The 17,320-nt window shown below is 58.7% G+C and carries 16 protein-coding genes, 1 tRNA gene and 3 pseudogenes; 7 read left to right on the forward strand and 13 right to left on the reverse strand.

Annotated elements, in window-relative coordinates; genetic code table 11:
* Nucleotides 1–31 precede the first annotated feature (31 nt).
* From PSH57_RS21430 to PSH57_RS21460, 7 genes and pseudogenes are all read right to left on the reverse strand, one after another.
* A complete protein-coding gene (locus PSH57_RS21430; protein ID WP_186656064.1) occupies nucleotides 32–481 on the reverse strand; it encodes a YcgN family cysteine cluster protein in 450 nt (149 codons plus the stop codon).
* 264 nt (nucleotides 482–745) lie between these two features.
* Nucleotides 746–1,681 (reverse strand): D-2-hydroxyacid dehydrogenase, encoded by a 936-nt coding sequence (locus PSH57_RS21435; protein ID WP_305385394.1) that lies wholly within the window; start codon nucleotides 1,679–1,681, stop codon nucleotides 746–748.
* Between the two features lie 122 nt (nucleotides 1,682–1,803).
* Complete coding sequence (locus PSH57_RS21440; protein ID WP_305385395.1) at nucleotides 1,804–2,097, reverse strand: YcgL domain-containing protein; 294 nt, start codon at nucleotides 2,095–2,097, stop codon at nucleotides 1,804–1,806.
* The gene (gene rnd / locus PSH57_RS21445; RefSeq protein WP_305385397.1) at nucleotides 2,094–3,227 is read right to left on the reverse strand and encodes a ribonuclease D; all 1,134 of its coding nucleotides are present in this window, start codon (nucleotides 3,225–3,227) and stop codon (nucleotides 2,094–2,096) included. The genes PSH57_RS21440 and rnd overlap by 4 nt, the downstream gene beginning before the upstream one ends.
* Nucleotides 3,228–3,348: 121 nt before the next feature.
* Complete coding sequence (locus tag PSH57_RS21450; protein WP_305385398.1) at nucleotides 3,349–3,990, reverse strand: class I SAM-dependent methyltransferase; 642 nt, start codon at nucleotides 3,988–3,990, stop codon at nucleotides 3,349–3,351.
* 70 nt (nucleotides 3,991–4,060) lie between these two features.
* The gene (locus PSH57_RS21455; protein ID WP_305385399.1) at nucleotides 4,061–5,710 is read right to left on the reverse strand and encodes a phosphoethanolamine transferase; all 1,650 of its coding nucleotides are present in this window, start codon (nucleotides 5,708–5,710) and stop codon (nucleotides 4,061–4,063) included.
* Between the two features lie 203 nt (nucleotides 5,711–5,913).
* Nucleotides 5,914–7,297 (reverse strand): annotated as a pseudogene (locus tag PSH57_RS21460) (glutamine synthetase family protein).
* Nucleotides 7,298–7,823: 526 nt separating this feature from the next.
* On the opposite strand from PSH57_RS21460, the pseudogene PSH57_RS21465 reads away from it, so the two are divergent.
* Nucleotides 7,824–8,129, forward strand: a pseudogene (locus PSH57_RS21465) (LysR family transcriptional regulator); the annotation flags it as partial.
* A gap of 110 nt (nucleotides 8,130–8,239) precedes the next feature.
* On the opposite strand, the gene PSH57_RS21470 reads toward PSH57_RS21465, so the two are convergent.
* Both PSH57_RS21470 and PSH57_RS21475 read right to left on the reverse strand, forming a co-directional pair.
* Nucleotides 8,240–8,605, reverse strand: a complete 366-nt coding sequence (locus PSH57_RS21470) for a 5-carboxymethyl-2-hydroxymuconate Delta-isomerase (RefSeq protein WP_305385402.1) — start codon at nucleotides 8,603–8,605, stop codon at nucleotides 8,240–8,242.
* A 71-nt stretch (nucleotides 8,606–8,676) separates the two neighbouring features.
* On the reverse strand, nucleotides 8,677–9,630 hold the full coding sequence (locus tag PSH57_RS21475; protein ID WP_305385403.1) for a LysR substrate-binding domain-containing protein: 954 nt from the start codon (nucleotides 9,628–9,630) through the stop codon (nucleotides 8,677–8,679).
* Nucleotides 9,631–9,795: 165 nt separating this feature from the next.
* Here PSH57_RS21475 and PSH57_RS21480 point away from each other — a divergent pair, with 165 nt between their 5' ends.
* From PSH57_RS21480 to PSH57_RS21500, 5 genes are all read left to right on the forward strand, one after another.
* On the forward strand, nucleotides 9,796–9,987 hold the full coding sequence (locus tag PSH57_RS21480) for a YegP family protein (protein ID WP_305385405.1): 192 nt from the start codon (nucleotides 9,796–9,798) through the stop codon (nucleotides 9,985–9,987).
* A gap of 142 nt (nucleotides 9,988–10,129) precedes the next feature.
* Nucleotides 10,130–10,936 (forward strand): helix-turn-helix domain-containing protein, encoded by an 807-nt coding sequence (locus PSH57_RS21485; protein WP_305385407.1) that lies wholly within the window; start codon nucleotides 10,130–10,132, stop codon nucleotides 10,934–10,936.
* Between the two features lie 243 nt (nucleotides 10,937–11,179).
* Nucleotides 11,180–12,694: an IS21 family transposase gene (gene istA, locus PSH57_RS21490; RefSeq protein WP_305385409.1), complete on the forward strand. Its 1,515-nt coding sequence runs from the start codon at nucleotides 11,180–11,182 to the stop codon at nucleotides 12,692–12,694.
* 20 nt (nucleotides 12,695–12,714) lie between these two features.
* Nucleotides 12,715–13,470, forward strand: coding sequence for an IS21-like element ISPsy14 family helper ATPase IstB (istB, locus tag PSH57_RS21495; protein ID WP_305416080.1), 756 nt, complete (start codon nucleotides 12,715–12,717; stop codon nucleotides 13,468–13,470).
* 198 nt (nucleotides 13,471–13,668) lie between these two features.
* The gene (locus PSH57_RS21500) at nucleotides 13,669–14,040 is read left to right on the forward strand and encodes a cupin domain-containing protein (RefSeq protein WP_305385412.1); all 372 of its coding nucleotides are present in this window, start codon (nucleotides 13,669–13,671) and stop codon (nucleotides 14,038–14,040) included.
* A gap of 32 nt (nucleotides 14,041–14,072) precedes the next feature.
* On the opposite strand, the gene PSH57_RS21505 is transcribed toward PSH57_RS21500, so the two are convergent.
* The 3 genes and pseudogenes from PSH57_RS21505 to PSH57_RS29395 all read right to left on the reverse strand — a co-directional run.
* On the reverse strand, nucleotides 14,073–14,207 hold the full coding sequence (locus tag PSH57_RS21505; RefSeq protein ID WP_305385414.1) for a hypothetical protein: 135 nt from the start codon (nucleotides 14,205–14,207) through the stop codon (nucleotides 14,073–14,075).
* Between the two features lie 32 nt (nucleotides 14,208–14,239).
* Nucleotides 14,240–15,028 (reverse strand): methyl-accepting chemotaxis protein, encoded by a 789-nt coding sequence (locus tag PSH57_RS29390; protein ID WP_371134788.1) that lies wholly within the window; start codon nucleotides 15,026–15,028, stop codon nucleotides 14,240–14,242.
* A gap of 117 nt (nucleotides 15,029–15,145) precedes the next feature.
* A pseudogene (locus PSH57_RS29395) lies at nucleotides 15,146–15,874 on the reverse strand (MCP four helix bundle domain-containing protein); the annotation flags it as partial.
* A gap of 340 nt (nucleotides 15,875–16,214) precedes the next feature.
* Here PSH57_RS29395 and PSH57_RS21515 point away from each other — a divergent pair.
* A complete protein-coding gene (locus PSH57_RS21515; RefSeq protein WP_047227960.1) occupies nucleotides 16,215–16,481 on the forward strand; it encodes a hypothetical protein in 267 nt (88 codons plus the stop codon).
* Nucleotides 16,482–17,198: 717 nt separating this feature from the next.
* Here the strand turns inward: PSH57_RS21515 and PSH57_RS21520 are convergent.
* Nucleotides 17,199–17,288, reverse strand: a tRNA-Ser gene (locus PSH57_RS21520).
* Nucleotides 17,289–17,320: the final 32 nt, after the last annotated feature.

Raw genomic sequence — 17,320 nt, forward strand, 5'->3', positions numbered from 1 at the left:
GGTTCTCCCTGATGGTGCGATGCCCGGCCGTTCAGCCAGCGCGAAAAATCAGATGATCTTCCCAATCGTCTTCGGGCACGCTGCCTTCGGCCAGCATGCGCCCGGACTGAGAAATGCGTTCGTGGTGCACGGCATCGCGATCACCGCAGACCAGGTGGTGCCACAGCGGCAGATCCTTGCCCTCGCTGACCAGGCGATAACCGCAGGTCGGCGGCAACCATTTGAACTCATCGGCCTTGCCCGGCGTGAGCTGGATGCAATCGGGAACAAAGTCGCGGCGCCGGGGATAGTCGGTGCACTGGCAGGTCTTCAGGTCCAGCAATTTGCAGGCGATGCGCGTGTAGTAGACGCTGTTGTCGTCTTCGTCTTCGAGTTTTTGCAGACAGCACAGGCCACAGCCATCACACAGCGATTCCCATTCCTGCGCATCAAGCTGATCGAGGGTTTTACGTATCCAGAACGGTTCGACTTTGGCGGCCATGGCTCAAGCAATCAGCATCAGGTGGTGAAAAGGCCGTCAGTCTAGTGCCGGGGCCTCTTCAGGCCAAGCATGGGCGACTGTCGGTAGGGCGTTGTGTTGGCGAAGTCCGCAAGTGGATTGGCCGAGAACACCGATTGAATGACCGTTGAAGATCAACTGTGGGAGCGAGCCTGCTCGCGATAGCGCCAGATCAGCCAGCATTGATGCCGGCTGGCAAACCGCTATCGCGAGCAGGCTCGCTCCCACAAGTTGATTCGGGTCGGTCTAATAGCCCCGATCGAAATCCACTTCCCCACGCAATGCTGTTTCGCCGTCCTGGTAGGCCCGCAGGTTCTCCAGAAACAACTGCACCATCATCGCAGGCGACGTCGGTGCCGAGCTATGGCCAGTCAACAGCAAGCCCCAGGCCGTCCAGAACGGATGCCGCTGAGGCAAGGGTTCCTGACGGCAAACGTCAATGACCGCGCCGGCCAGGTGCCCTTCCTTCAAGGCTTGCACCAGATCCGCATCAACCACGGCCACGCCGCGCCCGACATTGATGAACAGCCCGGTGGGCTTGAATTGCCTGAACAGCGTCGCATCGTATATATCGTGGGTATCCGGCGTGTTGGGCAGCAGGTTGATCACGTAATCCACCTCGCCCACCATGCGCGGCAGATCCTTCAGCGCCCCAACCTCGATGAACGGCGCCAGCTCCCGGGCTTCGCTGGCAATGCCATACAACTGCACCCCAAACGGCAGCAGGAACTGCGCTACGCGCTGGCCGATATCGCCAGTCCCGACGATCAGTGCCTTGCGCCCGGCCAGGCTCTGGCCCTGACGGTTGTCCCACTTGCGCTCCACTTGGCTGACCAGCCTCGCCAGCACCTCACGCTCATGGCCGAGCATATAGGTAAGGACGTACTCGGCCATCACCTGGCCAAAAATGCCCACCGCACGGGTCAGACGATAATCGCGCGTCAAGCCCTCAGCCAGCAGCGGTGTGATGCCCGCCCAGGTTGATTGCAGCCAACCGGGTTGATGGCCTTGACGCAACAGGGTGGCCAGCAGGTCGGGCTGGCCCAGCCAGACCGGGCAGTCGGCGGCCAGTCGCGACAGTTCGGCGGAGTCGCCGCTGGTCAGGACTTCTAGATCGGGTGCAGCCTGTCGCAGAAGCTGGGCGTACACCGCGTGGTCGTGTTCGGCAATCAGAACGCGCATGGATCAAACCTTTCAAAAACTATGCAGACGACCGCCGACAGAGTGTCGCTCCATCCTTGCGGCCATCGTCAATAAACCATTCCAGTGTTTCAAGAGGCCGGGAAAGGGGCCTCAGGGTTCCGTCAGACCGGGTCGTTGCGTCGCAGCAACTCCTCAGGCAGATGCTCGATGTATTCGTCTTCGGCCGGCGGCATCTGCAGGTGATAACCCTGGGTATCGAGGTTTTCCAGCACCAGGCTGATGTCTTCCCGGGACAGTTTGCGCTCGGGGCTCAGCACCAGGTCAAAGGCATGGATCGCCTTGCCAAAGGCCGCCATCAAGGGCTCAGGCACACGCTCCAGGGCATCGCTTTTGAGCACATACAGGTACATCTCGTTTTTCTTCGAGCTTCGGTAGATCGAGCAGATACGTTTCAAGGCTGTTCTCCGGCGGTGGCCAGGCTATCGAGCAGCGCCTGGCCCATCAATTCGCGGCGCCAGCCACGCAGCGAATCGGGCAATTGGTAAGGGCCCTCGGGAAAGCCGCTTTTGATCAGCGCTTCGAGGGTTTTCTTGCGCAGCATCAATTCAGGGGCGATTCCCAGGCGCTCGGCCTCAGCCTGCCCCAGTGCCCGTAAACGCTTGACCAGCGCCGTGGCCTCGATGGGCAAGGGTTCGGCCACGGCTGGCGGCCATTGCTCGGGCGACACGCTGGCGGCGCGTTTAATCAGCTCCAGCAGAAACTCGCCGTCCTGGCGTACGGTACGCGGGTGCATGTCTTCAATTTTCGCCAGCGCACCGAGATTATCCGGCTGAGTACGGGCCAGAGGCCACAGCGAATGCTCGCGAATGACCCGGTTGCGCGGCAGGTCGCGAGCCCGCGCTTCCCGCTCGCGCCAGGCACATAGCTCGCGCAGCACGGCCAGTTGGGCACGGGAAAGTTTCCAGGCCAGCTTGGCCTCGCGATAAACCTCATAGGGGTCGACTTCGCGACGCAGGTTGGCCACCAGCTCGGCGCCATCCTCCAGGACCCAGGCGTATTTTTCGTCAGAAAGCTTCGGCCGCAGTTGTACGAAAACTTCCGCCAGATGCACTGCATCTTCAGCGGCGTAGCTGATCTGCGTTTCGGACAGTGGCCTTTGCAACCAATCAGAGCGGGTTTCGCCCTTGGGCAACTCGATGCCCAACACTTCCTGTACCAGCCGGGAATAACCCATGGAAAAACCCAGGTTCAGGTAGGCGGCCGCCAATTGAGTGTCGAACAGCGGCGCGGGCAGGCTGCCGGTCAAGCGCAGTAGCACTTCAAGGTCTTCGCTGCAGGCGTGCAGCACCTTGAGCACTGCCGGGTTTTCCAGCAACGCGGCCAGCGGTTTCCAGTTGTCGATGGTCAAGGGGTCGATCAGATAGGCGCGCTCGCCGTCGCCGATCTGCAACAAACCGGCAATGGGATAAAACGTGTCGACCCGCATGAATTCAGTGTCGAGGGCGACGAATGGCAACTGCTGCCATTGGGCGCAAAACTGACCGAGGCTATCGTTGTCGCGAATCCAGTGAATATCGATGGCCACACGGCTCTCCCTTGAAGAATGGCGCGCAGTATATATCGCCGTCAGCGATTGCGAGCATCCATAGAGCGGGAGCCTGAGAGAAATCGCCTGCGTGAAGGCAAGAATAGTCCTACATCGGCAATTAACCGGCCTTGCACAACGCATAAACCCGCTTCAGCGCAAACCCTGGCAAAAAATCCTGGTACCACAGCAAGGTGAAACCGGCCTGGCGAAACTCGGTTTCAACTTCAGCCTTGTCGGCCAGGCCGCGGTGCGGCGCAGGTCCGATGTTGAGGTGACCTTCAATTTGCACCGACACAATCACCGTGTCACGGCTGACCCGATGAAATTCGCGCAACAGCGCCAGCCGATGTTCACTGTCCCTGACGTGCCGAAACAGTTGCAGACACAAAATACAGTCCACCGCGTTAGCCGACAGGCCGAGGGTGAATGCCGAACTGGGAAAGGTCGTGACCCGCTCCAGCAACGCGCCGCCATGGTGGGTTCGGGCATGATCAAGCATGTCCGGCGAAGGGTCCGCTGCCAGGATCACCCGGTTGGCATGTTCGGCCAGCACCGGCCAGAACCGACCCGCGCCACAGGTCACATCCAGCACCAGTCCCGGTTCACCGGCGGCTTTCAAGGCATTGCGCACCAGTTGCTCGTCACGCCAGAACGCCAGGCGCAGTCGCTTGGGCACCGTTTGACGACAGATGCGCGCGTGTTCCCGGTCATGATGCCTGGCGAACTCGATCTCTACGGGGGATGGGGGTTGCCCGGACATACCAACCGCTCTTGGGAAAGATGAATAGGAACAGGCTAACCACCGGTACGTGAAAAAAAAGTCGAGGCACTCACTGCCGGGCCAACACGCCGTCAATGACCGCGCCACGGCAACCGGCGAACAGGTCCAGGTCCCGGTTGTAGACCTTGCTGTTGACTTCCAACAGCCCGAGCATCGAATGAAACAGATTGTCCTGGCTCAAGGGCTTGTCCCGGCTCAGTTGCAGGCAGTGGGTATCGACCGAGAAGGACTTCTGGTAGCTGTCGGAAAACCAGGCCAGCATCGCCACGTGTTTCTGTTGTTCCGGGGCGAGCATGTAGGGCGTGCCATGGAGAAACAGGTTGTACTCGCCCAGGGATTCGCCATGGTCCGACAGGTACAGCATCGCGGTGTCGACCTTGTCCTGATTGGCCCGCAGCAGGTCGATCAGGGTCGATAACACATGGTCGGTGTACACCAGCGTGTTGTCGTAGCCATTGACGATGCTCTGGCGGCTGCAATTGTTCAGCGCATTGCTTTGGCACACCGGGGTGAAATGTTCGTATTGCTTGGGATAGCGCTTAAAGTACTCCGGCCCGTGACTGCCCATTTGGTGGAGCACCAGCACGGTGTCCTTGTCCAGGTTGTCGATGAAATGCTGCAGGCCCTGGAGCAGAATTTCGTCGCGACACTCACTGTTGGCGCACAGGGCCGGGTCCTTGAGATTACTGACGTCCTGCACGGTGACCCGATCGCAAGTGCCTTTGCAGCCCGACTGGTTGTCACGCCAGATCACCTCCAGCCCAGCGCGCTTGAGCACATCCAGCAGGCCTTCTTCATTCTTCGCCTTGCTGGCGTCGTAGTTCTTGCGGCCCATGTTGGAAAACATACACGGTACCGATACCGCGGTTTCGGTACCGCAGGAGTGCACATCAGTGAAGGCGATCAGGCCGGTTTCTTTATTCAGTTCCGGCGTGGTATCGCGGTTATAGCCCAGGATGCCGAAGTTCTCGGCACGGGCGCTCTCCCCCACCACCAATACAGTCAGGGACTTGCGGGCATGGGATTGCCAGACCGGATTGCGACTCGCATCTTCACCCAAGGTGATGAACGGCTGTTTGGCCGACGCGACCTGCTCACGCAAGTACCCGATCGACGCACCGATGTAGTTGCTCGGCACCACCATCAAGTGCAACTCATGATGATTGCGAAACAATGAAGACAACCCTTGATAATTGGCCAGGGCGACCACGCCGATCAGCGCAGCCGACACCACACTCACCACTAACTTGCTTAATAACTCTCTGGGCCAGCGACGATACTTGATCGGTGTTTTCAATAATAACCAGGACGGCAACACGCCTAACAAACCGATGTAAAAAAACAACTTTAACGACAGTAAATCACGCACTTCCGTGGCATTGGTTTCCGCGAAGTTACGGAACATGCCGGCATCGATCAGCACACCATACTGAGCCATGAAATACGCCACACCGGCGCTGATCAGAAAAAGCATTATCAGCACAGGCTTGAGCAACGCACGGAACGCCACCAGTGTCAGCATCAGGTTGAAGGCGAACAACACCAGCAGCGCAAACGCCACGCCGATCAGCACGCCCCCGCCGTCACCTGCCGTAATGGTATGCAGGTGCTGCCAGAGCACGACGTTAAAGCCCACTAATAAAAAGGCACTGGCGACCAGCGTCACCCACTCGGGACGCACGGGTTTAAGAGTCAGCATGATGGTTGACCGTTTCCTGAAAGTTGCTCTTTGTAAAAGAAGTGCCGAAGGAAAGTATGAAAAAACCTTTCCCTACGGCAACGCAAACTTTAGGCAGCCCACTATCAATTTTTCGTGAAAAGGGTGCTCATAAATAATTTTTTAAGCCGCCCTTTTTAACGGTAAACCACACGCTTTAACCCATGTGTAGCGTATCGCTGAATTCAGGCCTGATTCAGATACCAACGCCAGTCCTGCTCTCCCACCTCGCCCATGAACTGGCGATATTCGGCGCGCTTGACCGCCAGGTAAACATTGAGGAATTCATCACCGAAAGCCTCCCGAGCCCAAATCGAAGCTTCAAGCGTGCGTAAGGTAGTGAGCCAGTCAGTGGGCAGCAATTCGCTCGCCTGGGCATAGCCATTGCCCTGCACCGGCGCACCGGGATCACACTGCTCACGGATGCCACGGTGGATGCCGGCCAGTATCGCCGCAGCGGCCAGGTAGGGGTTGGCGTCGGCCCCACAAATGCGATGTTCAATGTGCCGCGAGAACGCCGGGCCACCCGGTACCCTCAGGCTCACGGTGCGATTGTCCACGCCCCAGGTCGCCGCCAGCGGCGCGTAGCTGTTGCTCTGGAATCGCCGGTAGGAATTGGCATTCGGGCAGAACATCAGCAGTGAGTCGAGCAAAGTATCGAGCATCCCGCCCACCGCATGGCGCAGCAGCGGCGTGCCATCGGCGGCTTCGCTGGCAAACAGATTGTGGCCGTCGCGGTCCGCCAGGCTGACGTGCATGTGCATCCCCGAACCGGCCAGTTCCTCGAACGGCTTGGCCATGAAACACGCCTGCATGCCGTGTTTATGCGCCACGCCTTTGACCAGACGCTTGTAGCGCACCGCTTCATCCATGGCTTGCAAGGCATCGGTGCGGTGTTGGAGAGTGATTTCCACCTGACCCGGCGCGTATTCGGAAATGGCCGTTCGGGCCGGAATCCCCTGCGACTTGCAGGCGCTATAGAGGTCCGCCAGGAACGGCTCGATCTGTTCCAGTTCGCGCAAGCCATAGACCTGCGTGGCGCGGGGTCGGCCGCCATCAGCGTCCCGCGCCGGTTGCGGCCGGCCCAGGCTGTCGCGCTGCGCGTCCAACAGATAGAACTCCAGCTCCGCCGCCATCACCGGGTAATAACCGTCGGCCTGCAAAGCGTCGATCACTTGGCTGAGCAGGTAACGCGGATCGGCGATGGTCGCCGGCATGCCTTCCTGAGGATGCATGCTGACCTGCACTGCGGCAGTAGGAATCAGCCGCCACGGCATTCGCTGCAAACTGCCGCTGATGGGATACGCCCGACAATCGATGTCGCCAACATCCCACACCAGCCCGGAGTTTTCGACGTCATCGCCGTTGATGGTCAACCCGAGAATGGTACTGGGCAAGGGCCGCCCACTTTCGTAGACCGCCAACAACTCGTCGCGGTGCAGCAGTTTGCCCCCGAGGTACACCGTTGCTGTCGAGGATAAACAACTCGAACAGCTCGATATCCGGGTTTTGCGCCAGGAACGCCTGTGCTTGTTGCAAGGGGGCAAAAGAGAGAGGGGTAGAACTCATGAGAACGCTCGTATTTTCATGTCGGACGGGCGCCAACGCACCGTCAGTCTGTGCTCGCGGCGGTCAACGAACACTGTTTAACGATCAACAGGAAATACCAGTATCTGGAGGACGGGCGTGGCGACAATGCCAGAGTGCCCAAAAAGCCAGTTCTGAGGGCAGCGCACAAAGCGTGGGAGAGACACCGGACATAAACCTGCCGACCGGCCCCATTGCGGCGAATGACGGGTATTGGATTGCTGCAGGCCAACCGTCCATAAGGAACATCACAGGAAACACACCCTTGCAGCGTCCCACGTCACCCACGCCGGTTAAACCTTGATTTGATGAAGCTTGGATCGCAACGAGCTAAACAATCGGTAAACGGACCAAGTGATGATCGATCCGTCGTGTTCGTTACATTATCTGTCCCACTCCCGACCGTGAAACCGCTTGGCCGGCATTCTCCTGGGACGATCGTTCCGTTAGGATCAAAGGTCTGGTTTGCGCAAGATCCGCGCAAGGAGCACAGCGAGAGACAGAACGGATGCTGAACAGTAACTCCCTCAGAAAACTCGATATGCAAGACCTCATGGTGTTTAACGCTGTGTACGAGCAAAGCAGCGTCACCGGTGTATCCGAGGCGTTGTGTGTCAGTCAGTCAACAGTCAGCTACTGCCTCAAGAAACTGCGGACCTGTTTCGACGACGAACTGTTCATCAATACCCGCACCGGCATGCGCCCCACCTATAAAGCCGAGGGCATGTATTGCCATGTGCGCGCCATCTTGCAGAGCATCAACCTGTGTCATGCCGGTGCGGCCACGGTTGATCCCGCCCGGCAAGCCATCACGCGCCTGAAGGCCTGCCGGGATTTACCTTGATCAGGCCGTGCAGCCAGATCGCTGAAAGCGCCGAAGCCTGGCTGCGCAACAGGTCATCAAGGCGCGAGGCAATCTGGCCCTCAAACGCCGACGACAGCCTTGGCATAAGGGCCTCGATCAATGTCGAGGATTTCTACGCACAGCTGCACGGAAACGTCAGTTGGCCAGTCGCCTAGATCCTGGATCACCGCCAGCAGATTTTCGGCCAACTGCTTCTTGGTCTCTGGCGAACGGCCACTCAACAAGGCCAGCTTCACATGCACGAAACCTCGCTTTTCGAAAACAGTACCCACCAGGAAATTCTCTATTTTCACAGCCCGGCTTTTGATGTCCGATTCGGCAGCGAACTGACCGGATGCCACCAGCGCATTATTCAGGCGCAACAGTACGACACCTTCGTCCAGCTTGGGCAGGTTGGCGGTGTACTCCATGTGCAGGTGAGGCATGTGTTCGACTCCTGTTCGAAATATGACGATGTGGTTTCAGCCGTCGCAACCATACCTCGACTTTACTTTGCTCACGCAGGTTTTGTTTCGTGGAGCGGTTTCGGGATTTGCGCCGAGCCCCCGCGCTCACTCATGAACGCCTCCAGCCGTGAGCGCAACCAGCGTTCGGCCGGATCACTGTCGACATGGCTCAGCCAGACCATGGAGAGGTCCAGGGTCGGGGTTTTGAACGGAAAAGGTTCACTGAACAACTGGCCCGAAGCGGCCATGGCGGCGGCAGTATAGTCTGGCAGGCTGGCGATCAGATCGGTGCCCGCCAGCAACGCAGGCAGCGCACTGTACTGCGGCACGGACAGCACAACCTGGCGCTTGCGTCCGATTTCGGCCAGCCACTCATCAACAAAACCGGCGACGTTGGCGGTATGGGACACCAGCACATGAGGCCGTGAGCAATATTCGTCCAGGGTCAAGGGTGTGTCCGATGCATCGGCCCGCAGCACACTGGGCTGAATATGGCGCAACAGTTTGCGCTTGGCATTGGCCGGTAACCCGCGTGTCTGACTGATGCCCACGGTGATGTCGCCCGAGGCCAACAAATCAGGGATGCGCCAGTAATCGACATGCTGGACCACAAATACAATCTGCGGCGCCTCCTCGCGCAGACTGCGCAACAGCGGCGGCAACAGGCCAAACTCGACGTCGTCCGACAGCCCGATGCGAAACGTCATGGTGCTGCTGGCGGGGTCAAAATCGTGGGTCAGGCTCAGCGCCACCGACAGCGAGTCCAGCGCCGGTGACAAATGCTGGATGATCTCCTCGGCCCGCGCCGTGGGCTCCATGCGATGACCGACGCGAATGAACAGCGGGTCGTTGAACATCTTGCGCAACCGATTGAGGGCCGAGCTAATGGTCGGCTGGCCCAGAAACAGTTTTTCCGCCACCCGTGTCACGTTGCGCTCAAGCATCAGCGTTTCGAAAACCACCATCAAATTGATGTCAGCCTTGCGCAATTCATTGCGGTTCATCCACCGTCCCCGATTCGTATCATTTGAGCGAAAGCGCTGCAATTATTGGCAATATCTCATAATCATTGGAAACGAATTTCCAATAGCGAAAAGCTCCAGCTTGGCTAGGCTGCGACAACATGTTCAAAACATGTCTTGAATGAATTAATCGCAGGGAGCGAACCCATGTATTTTGAGATCTACAGGCAAAGCCGAGGCACCCAGAGCACTGGAAAAGGCCAGTGGCGGTGGCGCTTGAGAGCCGGCAACCACGAAACGATCGCCAGCGGCGAATCCTATGTGAACAAGGCCGATTGCCTTCACGTCATCGGGCTGATCAAGAGCGCCCAAGGCGAGACACCTGTGAAAGAAATCTGAAACAGCGACGCGCTGTACGGATCAGTAAGCTGCTCTGCGTGACGAGCAGCTTTCTGCGACCTGAGTCCGGCTCTCGCTTTTTACTGCTCCAACGCCTATCAGACAGGTATCGTGTACAGACAAAAGCGAGAGGCCGGTCTAAATGACTCAATCAAACCGTGATCGCGACTGGCTGGTGCGGGCTCCTGAATCGGGAAACATGGAACGCATCGAAGCCTATTTCAGTGGCCATGGCTACACCACCCACCGGCATGACACCTACGCCATCGGCGTCACGCTTTGCGGTGTTCAGAGCTTCAATTACCGCCATAGCAAACGCCATAGCCAGCCCGGCGGTACCATCGTCCTGCACCCGGATGAAGTTCACGATGGCGAAGCAGGCACGAGCGACGGCTTTCGTTACCGGATGTGCTATGTAGAACCCTCCGTGATCCAGCAAGTGCTGGGCGGCAAACCCTTGCCCTTCATCGAAGGAGGGTTGTCGAACGATCCTCACCTCAATGTCGCTACCCGCAGATTATTGAGTTGCATGGATCATCCGCTCGATCCGCTTGAGGAAGAAGACGGCATCTACGATGTAGCCCAGGCACTCGACAGCGCAGCGGGTAACCGGCGTGGACGGCGGTTGATTGACTACTCGGCGGCAGAGCGTGCACGACTGTTCATTCACGATGCTCTTGACCAGCCCATCAGCCTGGATGATCTGGTCTATGCGAGTGGCCGGGATCGATGGAGCCTGTCCCGGGACTTTCGAGCGCTGTACGGCACCAGCCCTTATCGGTATATCAACCAGCGTCGTCTGAATAAAGCCCGTCGTCTGGTCATTAATGGCATGCCATTGAGTGAAGCGGCCCTGGCTTGCGGCTTTTTCGATCAGAGCCACATGACCCGGCTGCATACCCAGGCGTTCGGCATTTCACCAGCCCGCTGGCTGAAGATGCTGCGCTAACTTCGGGCGCCATGCCCTGCGGATTCCACGCGCATTTGGACACCCATTCCACGAACACTTGGACAGCGATTCCACGCTGACTTGGACACTCATTCCACGGCCACTTGGACACTGATTCCACGAGCACTTGGACAGTGATTTCTCACTGAACCGACCCACGCTCAGGCAGGCGGCAACGCAGGACTATTCACTACCATCGGCCTCTTTTATCGAAGCGAAGAGGTCGTCGTGGAGCGTATATCCATGCGTAAAATCCGAGAGGTACTACGCCTAAAGTTCGACGCCGGCCTGTCCGTGCGCAAGATCGCCGCCAGCCTGCGCATCAGCAGCGGCAGTGCCGGCAATTACCTGCACCGTTTCAACGCTTGCGGGCTGACTTGGCCGACATCATTGTCGGACGCCGAGCTGGAGCGATGCCTGTTTCCGCCAGCACCAACAGTTCCCAGCGATCAAAGGCCGATGCCTGATTGGGCTTGGGCGCATGCCGAGCTGCGCCGCCCCGGCGTGACTCTGGCCTTGCTCTGGCAGGAATATCGACTGGCGCACCCGCAAGGCTTCCAGTACAGCTGGTTCTGCGAGCACTACCGCCTCTGGGCGGCCAAGGTCGACGTAGTCATGCGCCAGGAACACCGTGCCGGCGAAAAACTGTTCGTCGATTACGCGGGTCAGACCGTGCCGATCATCGACCGGCGAACCGGAGAGATCCGCCAGGCCCAGATTTTCGTCGCCGTCCTCGGCGCCTCCAGCTACACCTTCGCCGAAGCCACCTGGTCGCAGAAACTGCCCGACTGGCTGGGCTCGCACGCCCGCTGTTTTGCTTTTTTCGGCGGCACCGCACAGATCCTGGTGCCCGACAATCTGCGCAGTGGCGTGACCAAGGCGCACCGTTACGAGCCCGATATCAACCCCAGCTACCGCGATCTGGCCGAGCACTACGGCGTCGCCGTATTGCCCGCTCGCTCACGAAAACCCAAGGACAAAGCCAAGGTCGAAGTCGGTGTTCAAGTGGTCGAGCGCTGGATCCTGGCGGTGCTGCGCAATCGGCAGTTCTTTTCGCTGGGTGAACTCAACACGGCCATCGGACTGCTGCTGGATCGCCTCAACCAAAAGCCCTTCAAAAAGCTGCCCGGCTCACGCCGTTCGGCCTTCGAGGCCATCGACCAACCGGCGTTGCAACCGCTACCGGAACACCCTTACATCTACGCCGAATGGAAAAAAGTGCGGGTGCACATCGACTACCACGTCGAAGTCGACGGCCATTTTTACTCCGTGCCGTACCAACTGGTGAAACACCAACTCGAAGTACGCCTGACCGCACAGACCATCGAGTGCTTCCACGCCAACCAACGCGTGGCCAGCCATCTGCGCTCGCCACATAAAGGCCGCCACACCACCCAGATCGAGCACATGCCCAAGAGCCACCGCGAACACGCCGAATGGACACCGCAACGGCTGATCCTCTGGGCTGAGCAGACGGGCCCGAATACGGCCGGTGTCATCGCCTACATCCTCGAACGCCGAATCCACCCGCAGCATGGCTTCCGCGCCTGCCTGGGCATCCTGCGCCTGAGCAAGCAGCACGGCGAAGCGCGGCTGGAAGCCGCGTGCCAGCGTGCGCTGGCCCTAGGCGCATGCAGTTACAAGAGCCTCGAATCGATCCTGCGCCAAGGCCTGGAACGGCTACCTCTTGCCCAGCAAAACCTGCCGTTACTGCCCGACGAGCACATCAACCTGCGTGGCCCCGGCTACTACCACTGACCTGAAAAAGGAGCACCCAAATGCTGCCCAACCCGACCCTCGACAAGCTACAAACCCTGCGCCTGCACGGCATGATCAAGGCGCTTGGCGAACAACACGCAACGCCCGATATCAATGATCTCAGCTTCGACGAACGCTTCGGTCTGATGGTCGATCGCGAGCTGACCGAGCGCGAAGACGCCCGCCTGACCACTCGCCTCAAAGCAGCGCGGTTGCGCCATAACGCCTGCCTGGAAGACATCGACTACCGCAGCCCTCGTGGCCTGGACAAGGCGCTGATCCTGCAACTGGGCAGCGGCCAGTGGCTGCGCGACGGCCTGAACCTGATCATCGGCGGCCCAACTGGCGTAGGCAAAACCTGGCTTGCCTGCGCGCTGGCTCATAAGGCCTGCCGCGACGGTTATAGCGTGCGTTATCTGCGCCTGCCGCGCTTGATGGAAGAGCTGGGCCTGGCCCACGGCGATGGCCGCTTCGCCAAACTGATGGCCGGCTACGCCAAAACCGACCTGCTGATCCTGGATGACTGGGGCTTGGCGCCGTTTACCGCTGCTCAGCGGCGCGACATGCTTGAACTGCTGGACGACCGCTACGGCAACCGCTCGACGCTGGTGACTAGCCAGATGCCGGTGGACAAATGGCACGCACTGATCGGCGATCCGACCTTGGGCGATGCGATCCTTGACCGGCTGGTGCACAACGCATATAGGATCGAACTGAAGGGCGAATCGATGCGCAGGCGCGTGACGAAATTGACGACGGCAGGGACTTCAGACTAACAATGCAAACCTGCGTCGCTGCGCTCCGACTGCCTGTCCGAATGAGCGTGGAACGAGTGTCCGGATGTTCGTGGGCTGAGTGTCCAAGTGTCGTGGAATCCGCACCATGCCCCACAAAAAGCTGCACAATCATCCAATACCCGCTCAGGCTCAGGCAGTAAGGTCGCTCTCACCACCTTCACAAGACGAGCATTCCCCATGAGCACTCACTATTCCCCCATCAACTTCGCTCAGAAATACACACTCTTCCAGGAACAGTGGGCCCCGAAAGTCGTGGCCGAAATGAACGACTATCAGTTCAAGATCGTCCGGCTCGAAGGTGATTTCGTCTGGCATGCCCACGCCGATACCGATGAGACCTTCATCGTGCTGGAAGGCGAGCTTCGAATTGATTTTCGTGACGGTGCGGTGACGATTGGCGCGGGCGAGATGTACGTGGTAAAAAAAGGTGTCGAGCACAAACCCAGCGCTGCACTGGAGGTGAAATTGCTATTGATCGAACCTCGCGGCGTCATCAATACGGGCGATGAAACCAATGAGCGAACAGCGGTGAATGATGTCTGGATCTGACGTCGCGCCGTGACGCAACCGATGCCAAGAGGTCAATCGTACTCAGCCTCCTGATGCTCACCCAACAGGCGCTGCTGGCGAGGTGTCGCGGTACTCAACACCGCGGGCATCAGGACGAAACCGTCCTGATGCAGGGCGCGCAAGCGGTCGCCGGTGAGCGCCGCCAAGGATGGGACGGTGGCCAGGATCGCGCCTGGGCTCAGGTGCGAAAACGGCCGGTCAATTCCGCCAATGTCCTCGACAGGCCGGAAAGCTGCTGACTGGCATGCATGCTCTGGGCAGAGTTCTGTGCCGCTTCGTTGGACAGGTCGCGGATGTCGGAGATGTTGCGGGCGATTTCCTCGGTGACGCTGCTCTGCTCCTCACAAGCGTTGGCGATCTGTGCGGCCATGTCGTTGATCCGCTGTATGGAACCGCCCGTGCCGCTGAGTACCTGATCGACACTCGCAGCCCGCTCGACGCTGTCACGGGCCTTGGTGCTACCGACGTGCATCGCTTGCACGGCCTTAGCGACACCGGACTGCAGGCGCTCGATGCGAACCTGGATATCCTTGGTCGAATCCTGGGTCCGCGCCGCCAGCGCCCTGACTTCGTCAGCCACGACGGCAAAACCGCGGCCTTGCTCGCCGGCTCGCGCAGCCTCGATGGCGGCGTTCAGCGCCAGCAGGTTGGTCTGTTCAGCGATGCCACGGATCACCTCAAGGACCGCACCAATGCTGGAGGTTTCCTGGGCCAAGGCTTCGATCGTTCCCGACGCGCTTTCCACCTCCTGAGCCAGTTGGCGGATCGATTCGATGGTGCTACTGACAACCTCGGCACCATCACGGGACTGACTGGTGGCCTGTTGGGCGGCGTCCGAGGCATTCAGCGCGTTGTGAGCGACTTCATGCACGGCGGCGCTCATCTGCGTCGCGGCGGTGCTGACTTGGTCGAGTGCCGCATGCTCGCTACTGATCAGTTGGTCATTGGTTGCGGCCATGCTGGCCATGGCGCGTGCCGCGGCATCGACCTCCCCGGTCACCCGGCCTACCTCGGCAATCAGCGGCTGCAGTTTGTCGAGAAAGCGGTTGAACGCGCTGCCGAGCTGACCCAGTTCGTCAGCCGAACGGACCTCAAGACGCGCCTTCAAATCACCGCCACCCTCTGCAATCTGCTCGACGCGACTGAGCAAGCGACGCATAGGGCGCAGCACGACCATTGGCAGGGCAACAACGACCAGAATGCAACCCAGCAGACCGATCAACAGAATGCCGCCCTGATGCAACCCCACGTCCTCGCCGTTTTCTATCGCCGCGTCCCCCTCGCGATGGGACGCCTGGTCTTCCAGTTCGCCAAGCTTGTCGATGGGATCACGCATGGCCTCGAACAGGCGTTCGCCGTCACCAAAACTCAGCGTGCTGGCCGCCTCCATATCCCCCACGGACAGCTCCATTACCCGCCGCGAAACCTGCTTCCACTTTACAAAAGCGTCATTGAACTGACTGACCAACGCCAGCGCCTCGGCACCGGGCTGCATCGCGGCATATTGCTGCACGCGATCGTAAGCCTGCTTCGCATTCTCCTCATGACTGGCGCTCAGCGCCGTCAAATGCTCGTCCGCATGACCATCGAGCAGACTTCGCTCGGCAACAAAAGCCTGGTAAAGATCGCGATCGGCATTGAGCAGCAGGCTGATGGCCGGCAAGTAACGCTTGGTCAGCTGTGTGCTGGACGCCGTCACCTGGTCGATGCCTCGCATGCCCGACCACCCCATCAACACCAGCAACAGCGCCAGGAAAGCAATCGGCAGGGTAATTTTCCAGCGAAAACCCAGGTCGGCAAAAAACCGCATCATGGGGGCACTCCTTCTATGGGGGTTAGCTTACCTATCGGCAGGCATGCCTTGAGCTATAGACCATTAGTCTGATTGACACAAAGCTTTCAGCCTGGGAAACACTGTGGTTATGCGGGTTGCGGAGGGGTTGGCCGGGATAGAAAAAGGAGGGGAGACGCAATTGCTGCGGGGAATTTTCTGACATTTCCCGCCCACATAATTCAGGGAATTTTCTGACTCATCATCTGATTGATGATTTCTACAGAAGGGCCCTATAGTCCAAGCGTCGTTCGTAAGAGCGGCTATGGTTTGGCGACCCGATGACAAATGGTAAGAAGGCCCCCAATCAAATGGAGTTTAAATGAATAGATACATGGCTCTTACCAGCAATGCCGACGATCAACCCCTCTTCGTCGATACCTCCGCGCCTTTGCACATCCTGCTTGATACGGCGGGCTATAGAATTCGCGCAGTTACCCAGCTTTTAGAGAACCTCGCAATGCGAGGTGATATTCCCAGCGACTCCGTAATCCTTCAGGATTTTGCACAGCTGTGCTGTATCCCCTTGAGGGATGGTTGCGACGTACTCGATGTCATCGCCCGACGCTTGGATGCAGAGCCGGCCTAGTATTGAAGGGTCTCTACGAAGTGATGCCGATCAGTTACCTGTGGCGAGGGGATTTATCCCCGCTGGGCTGCAAAGCAGCCCTAAAAGCCAGACACCCTGTATGTCTGGCTGATTGAGTTGATGCTGGGATTGCTTCGTAGCCCAGCGGGGCGATGCGACGTTTCGCTAAATCCCCTCGCCACAAACTCAGTGCCTGACTCGATCGCTCTTAACTGACTGGCATTATCTCTCATGGGGCCATTTCGTCGGAGACGAGCATGAATCCCTGGCGCTGAAACCCTCTCCTTCCGGTTCGCCCGGACACGATTAATCACACCTCGGAGGCTCTGATGGCCACTATAAAAAAAGTCGACAAGACGCCCAAAAAAGTCACTCCCAATGAGCTGACATTTCTTGATGTTCGGCAAGCTGCACGTGATGGTCAGAAAGCTTTCGATAAATTTGTAATCACTGGCAAGCTTCCTATCAACTAGTGATTCCCCTACCCGCGCTCAGGCTGCTGGACGCCAGCGAGGCGCCACCCGGCCGCGATATCTGGATGGGTTATCACCACAATATGCGGCAAATGGACCGGCTTCATACACTCGCCGATCTGGCGGGGGAGATGATGGGTACAGCCTGAGCCAGCGGGTTCCAGTCATGTCCTGAAATAAACGCCAGAAACGAAAAAGCCCCTGAAATCTTCAAAAATTTCAGGGGCTTAGTCGTATTCAATAATGGCGGAGAGATAGGGATTTGAACCCTAGGTACTGTCGCCAGTACAACGGATTTCGAATCCGTCCCGTTCGGCCACTCCGGCATCTCTCCAGTGGCGCGCATCATACCAGCACATTCGCCGG

The sequence above is a fragment of the Pseudomonas hefeiensis genome, assembly GCF_030687835.1.
GTDB lineage: Bacteria > Pseudomonadota > Gammaproteobacteria > Pseudomonadales > Pseudomonadaceae > Aquipseudomonas > Aquipseudomonas hefeiensis.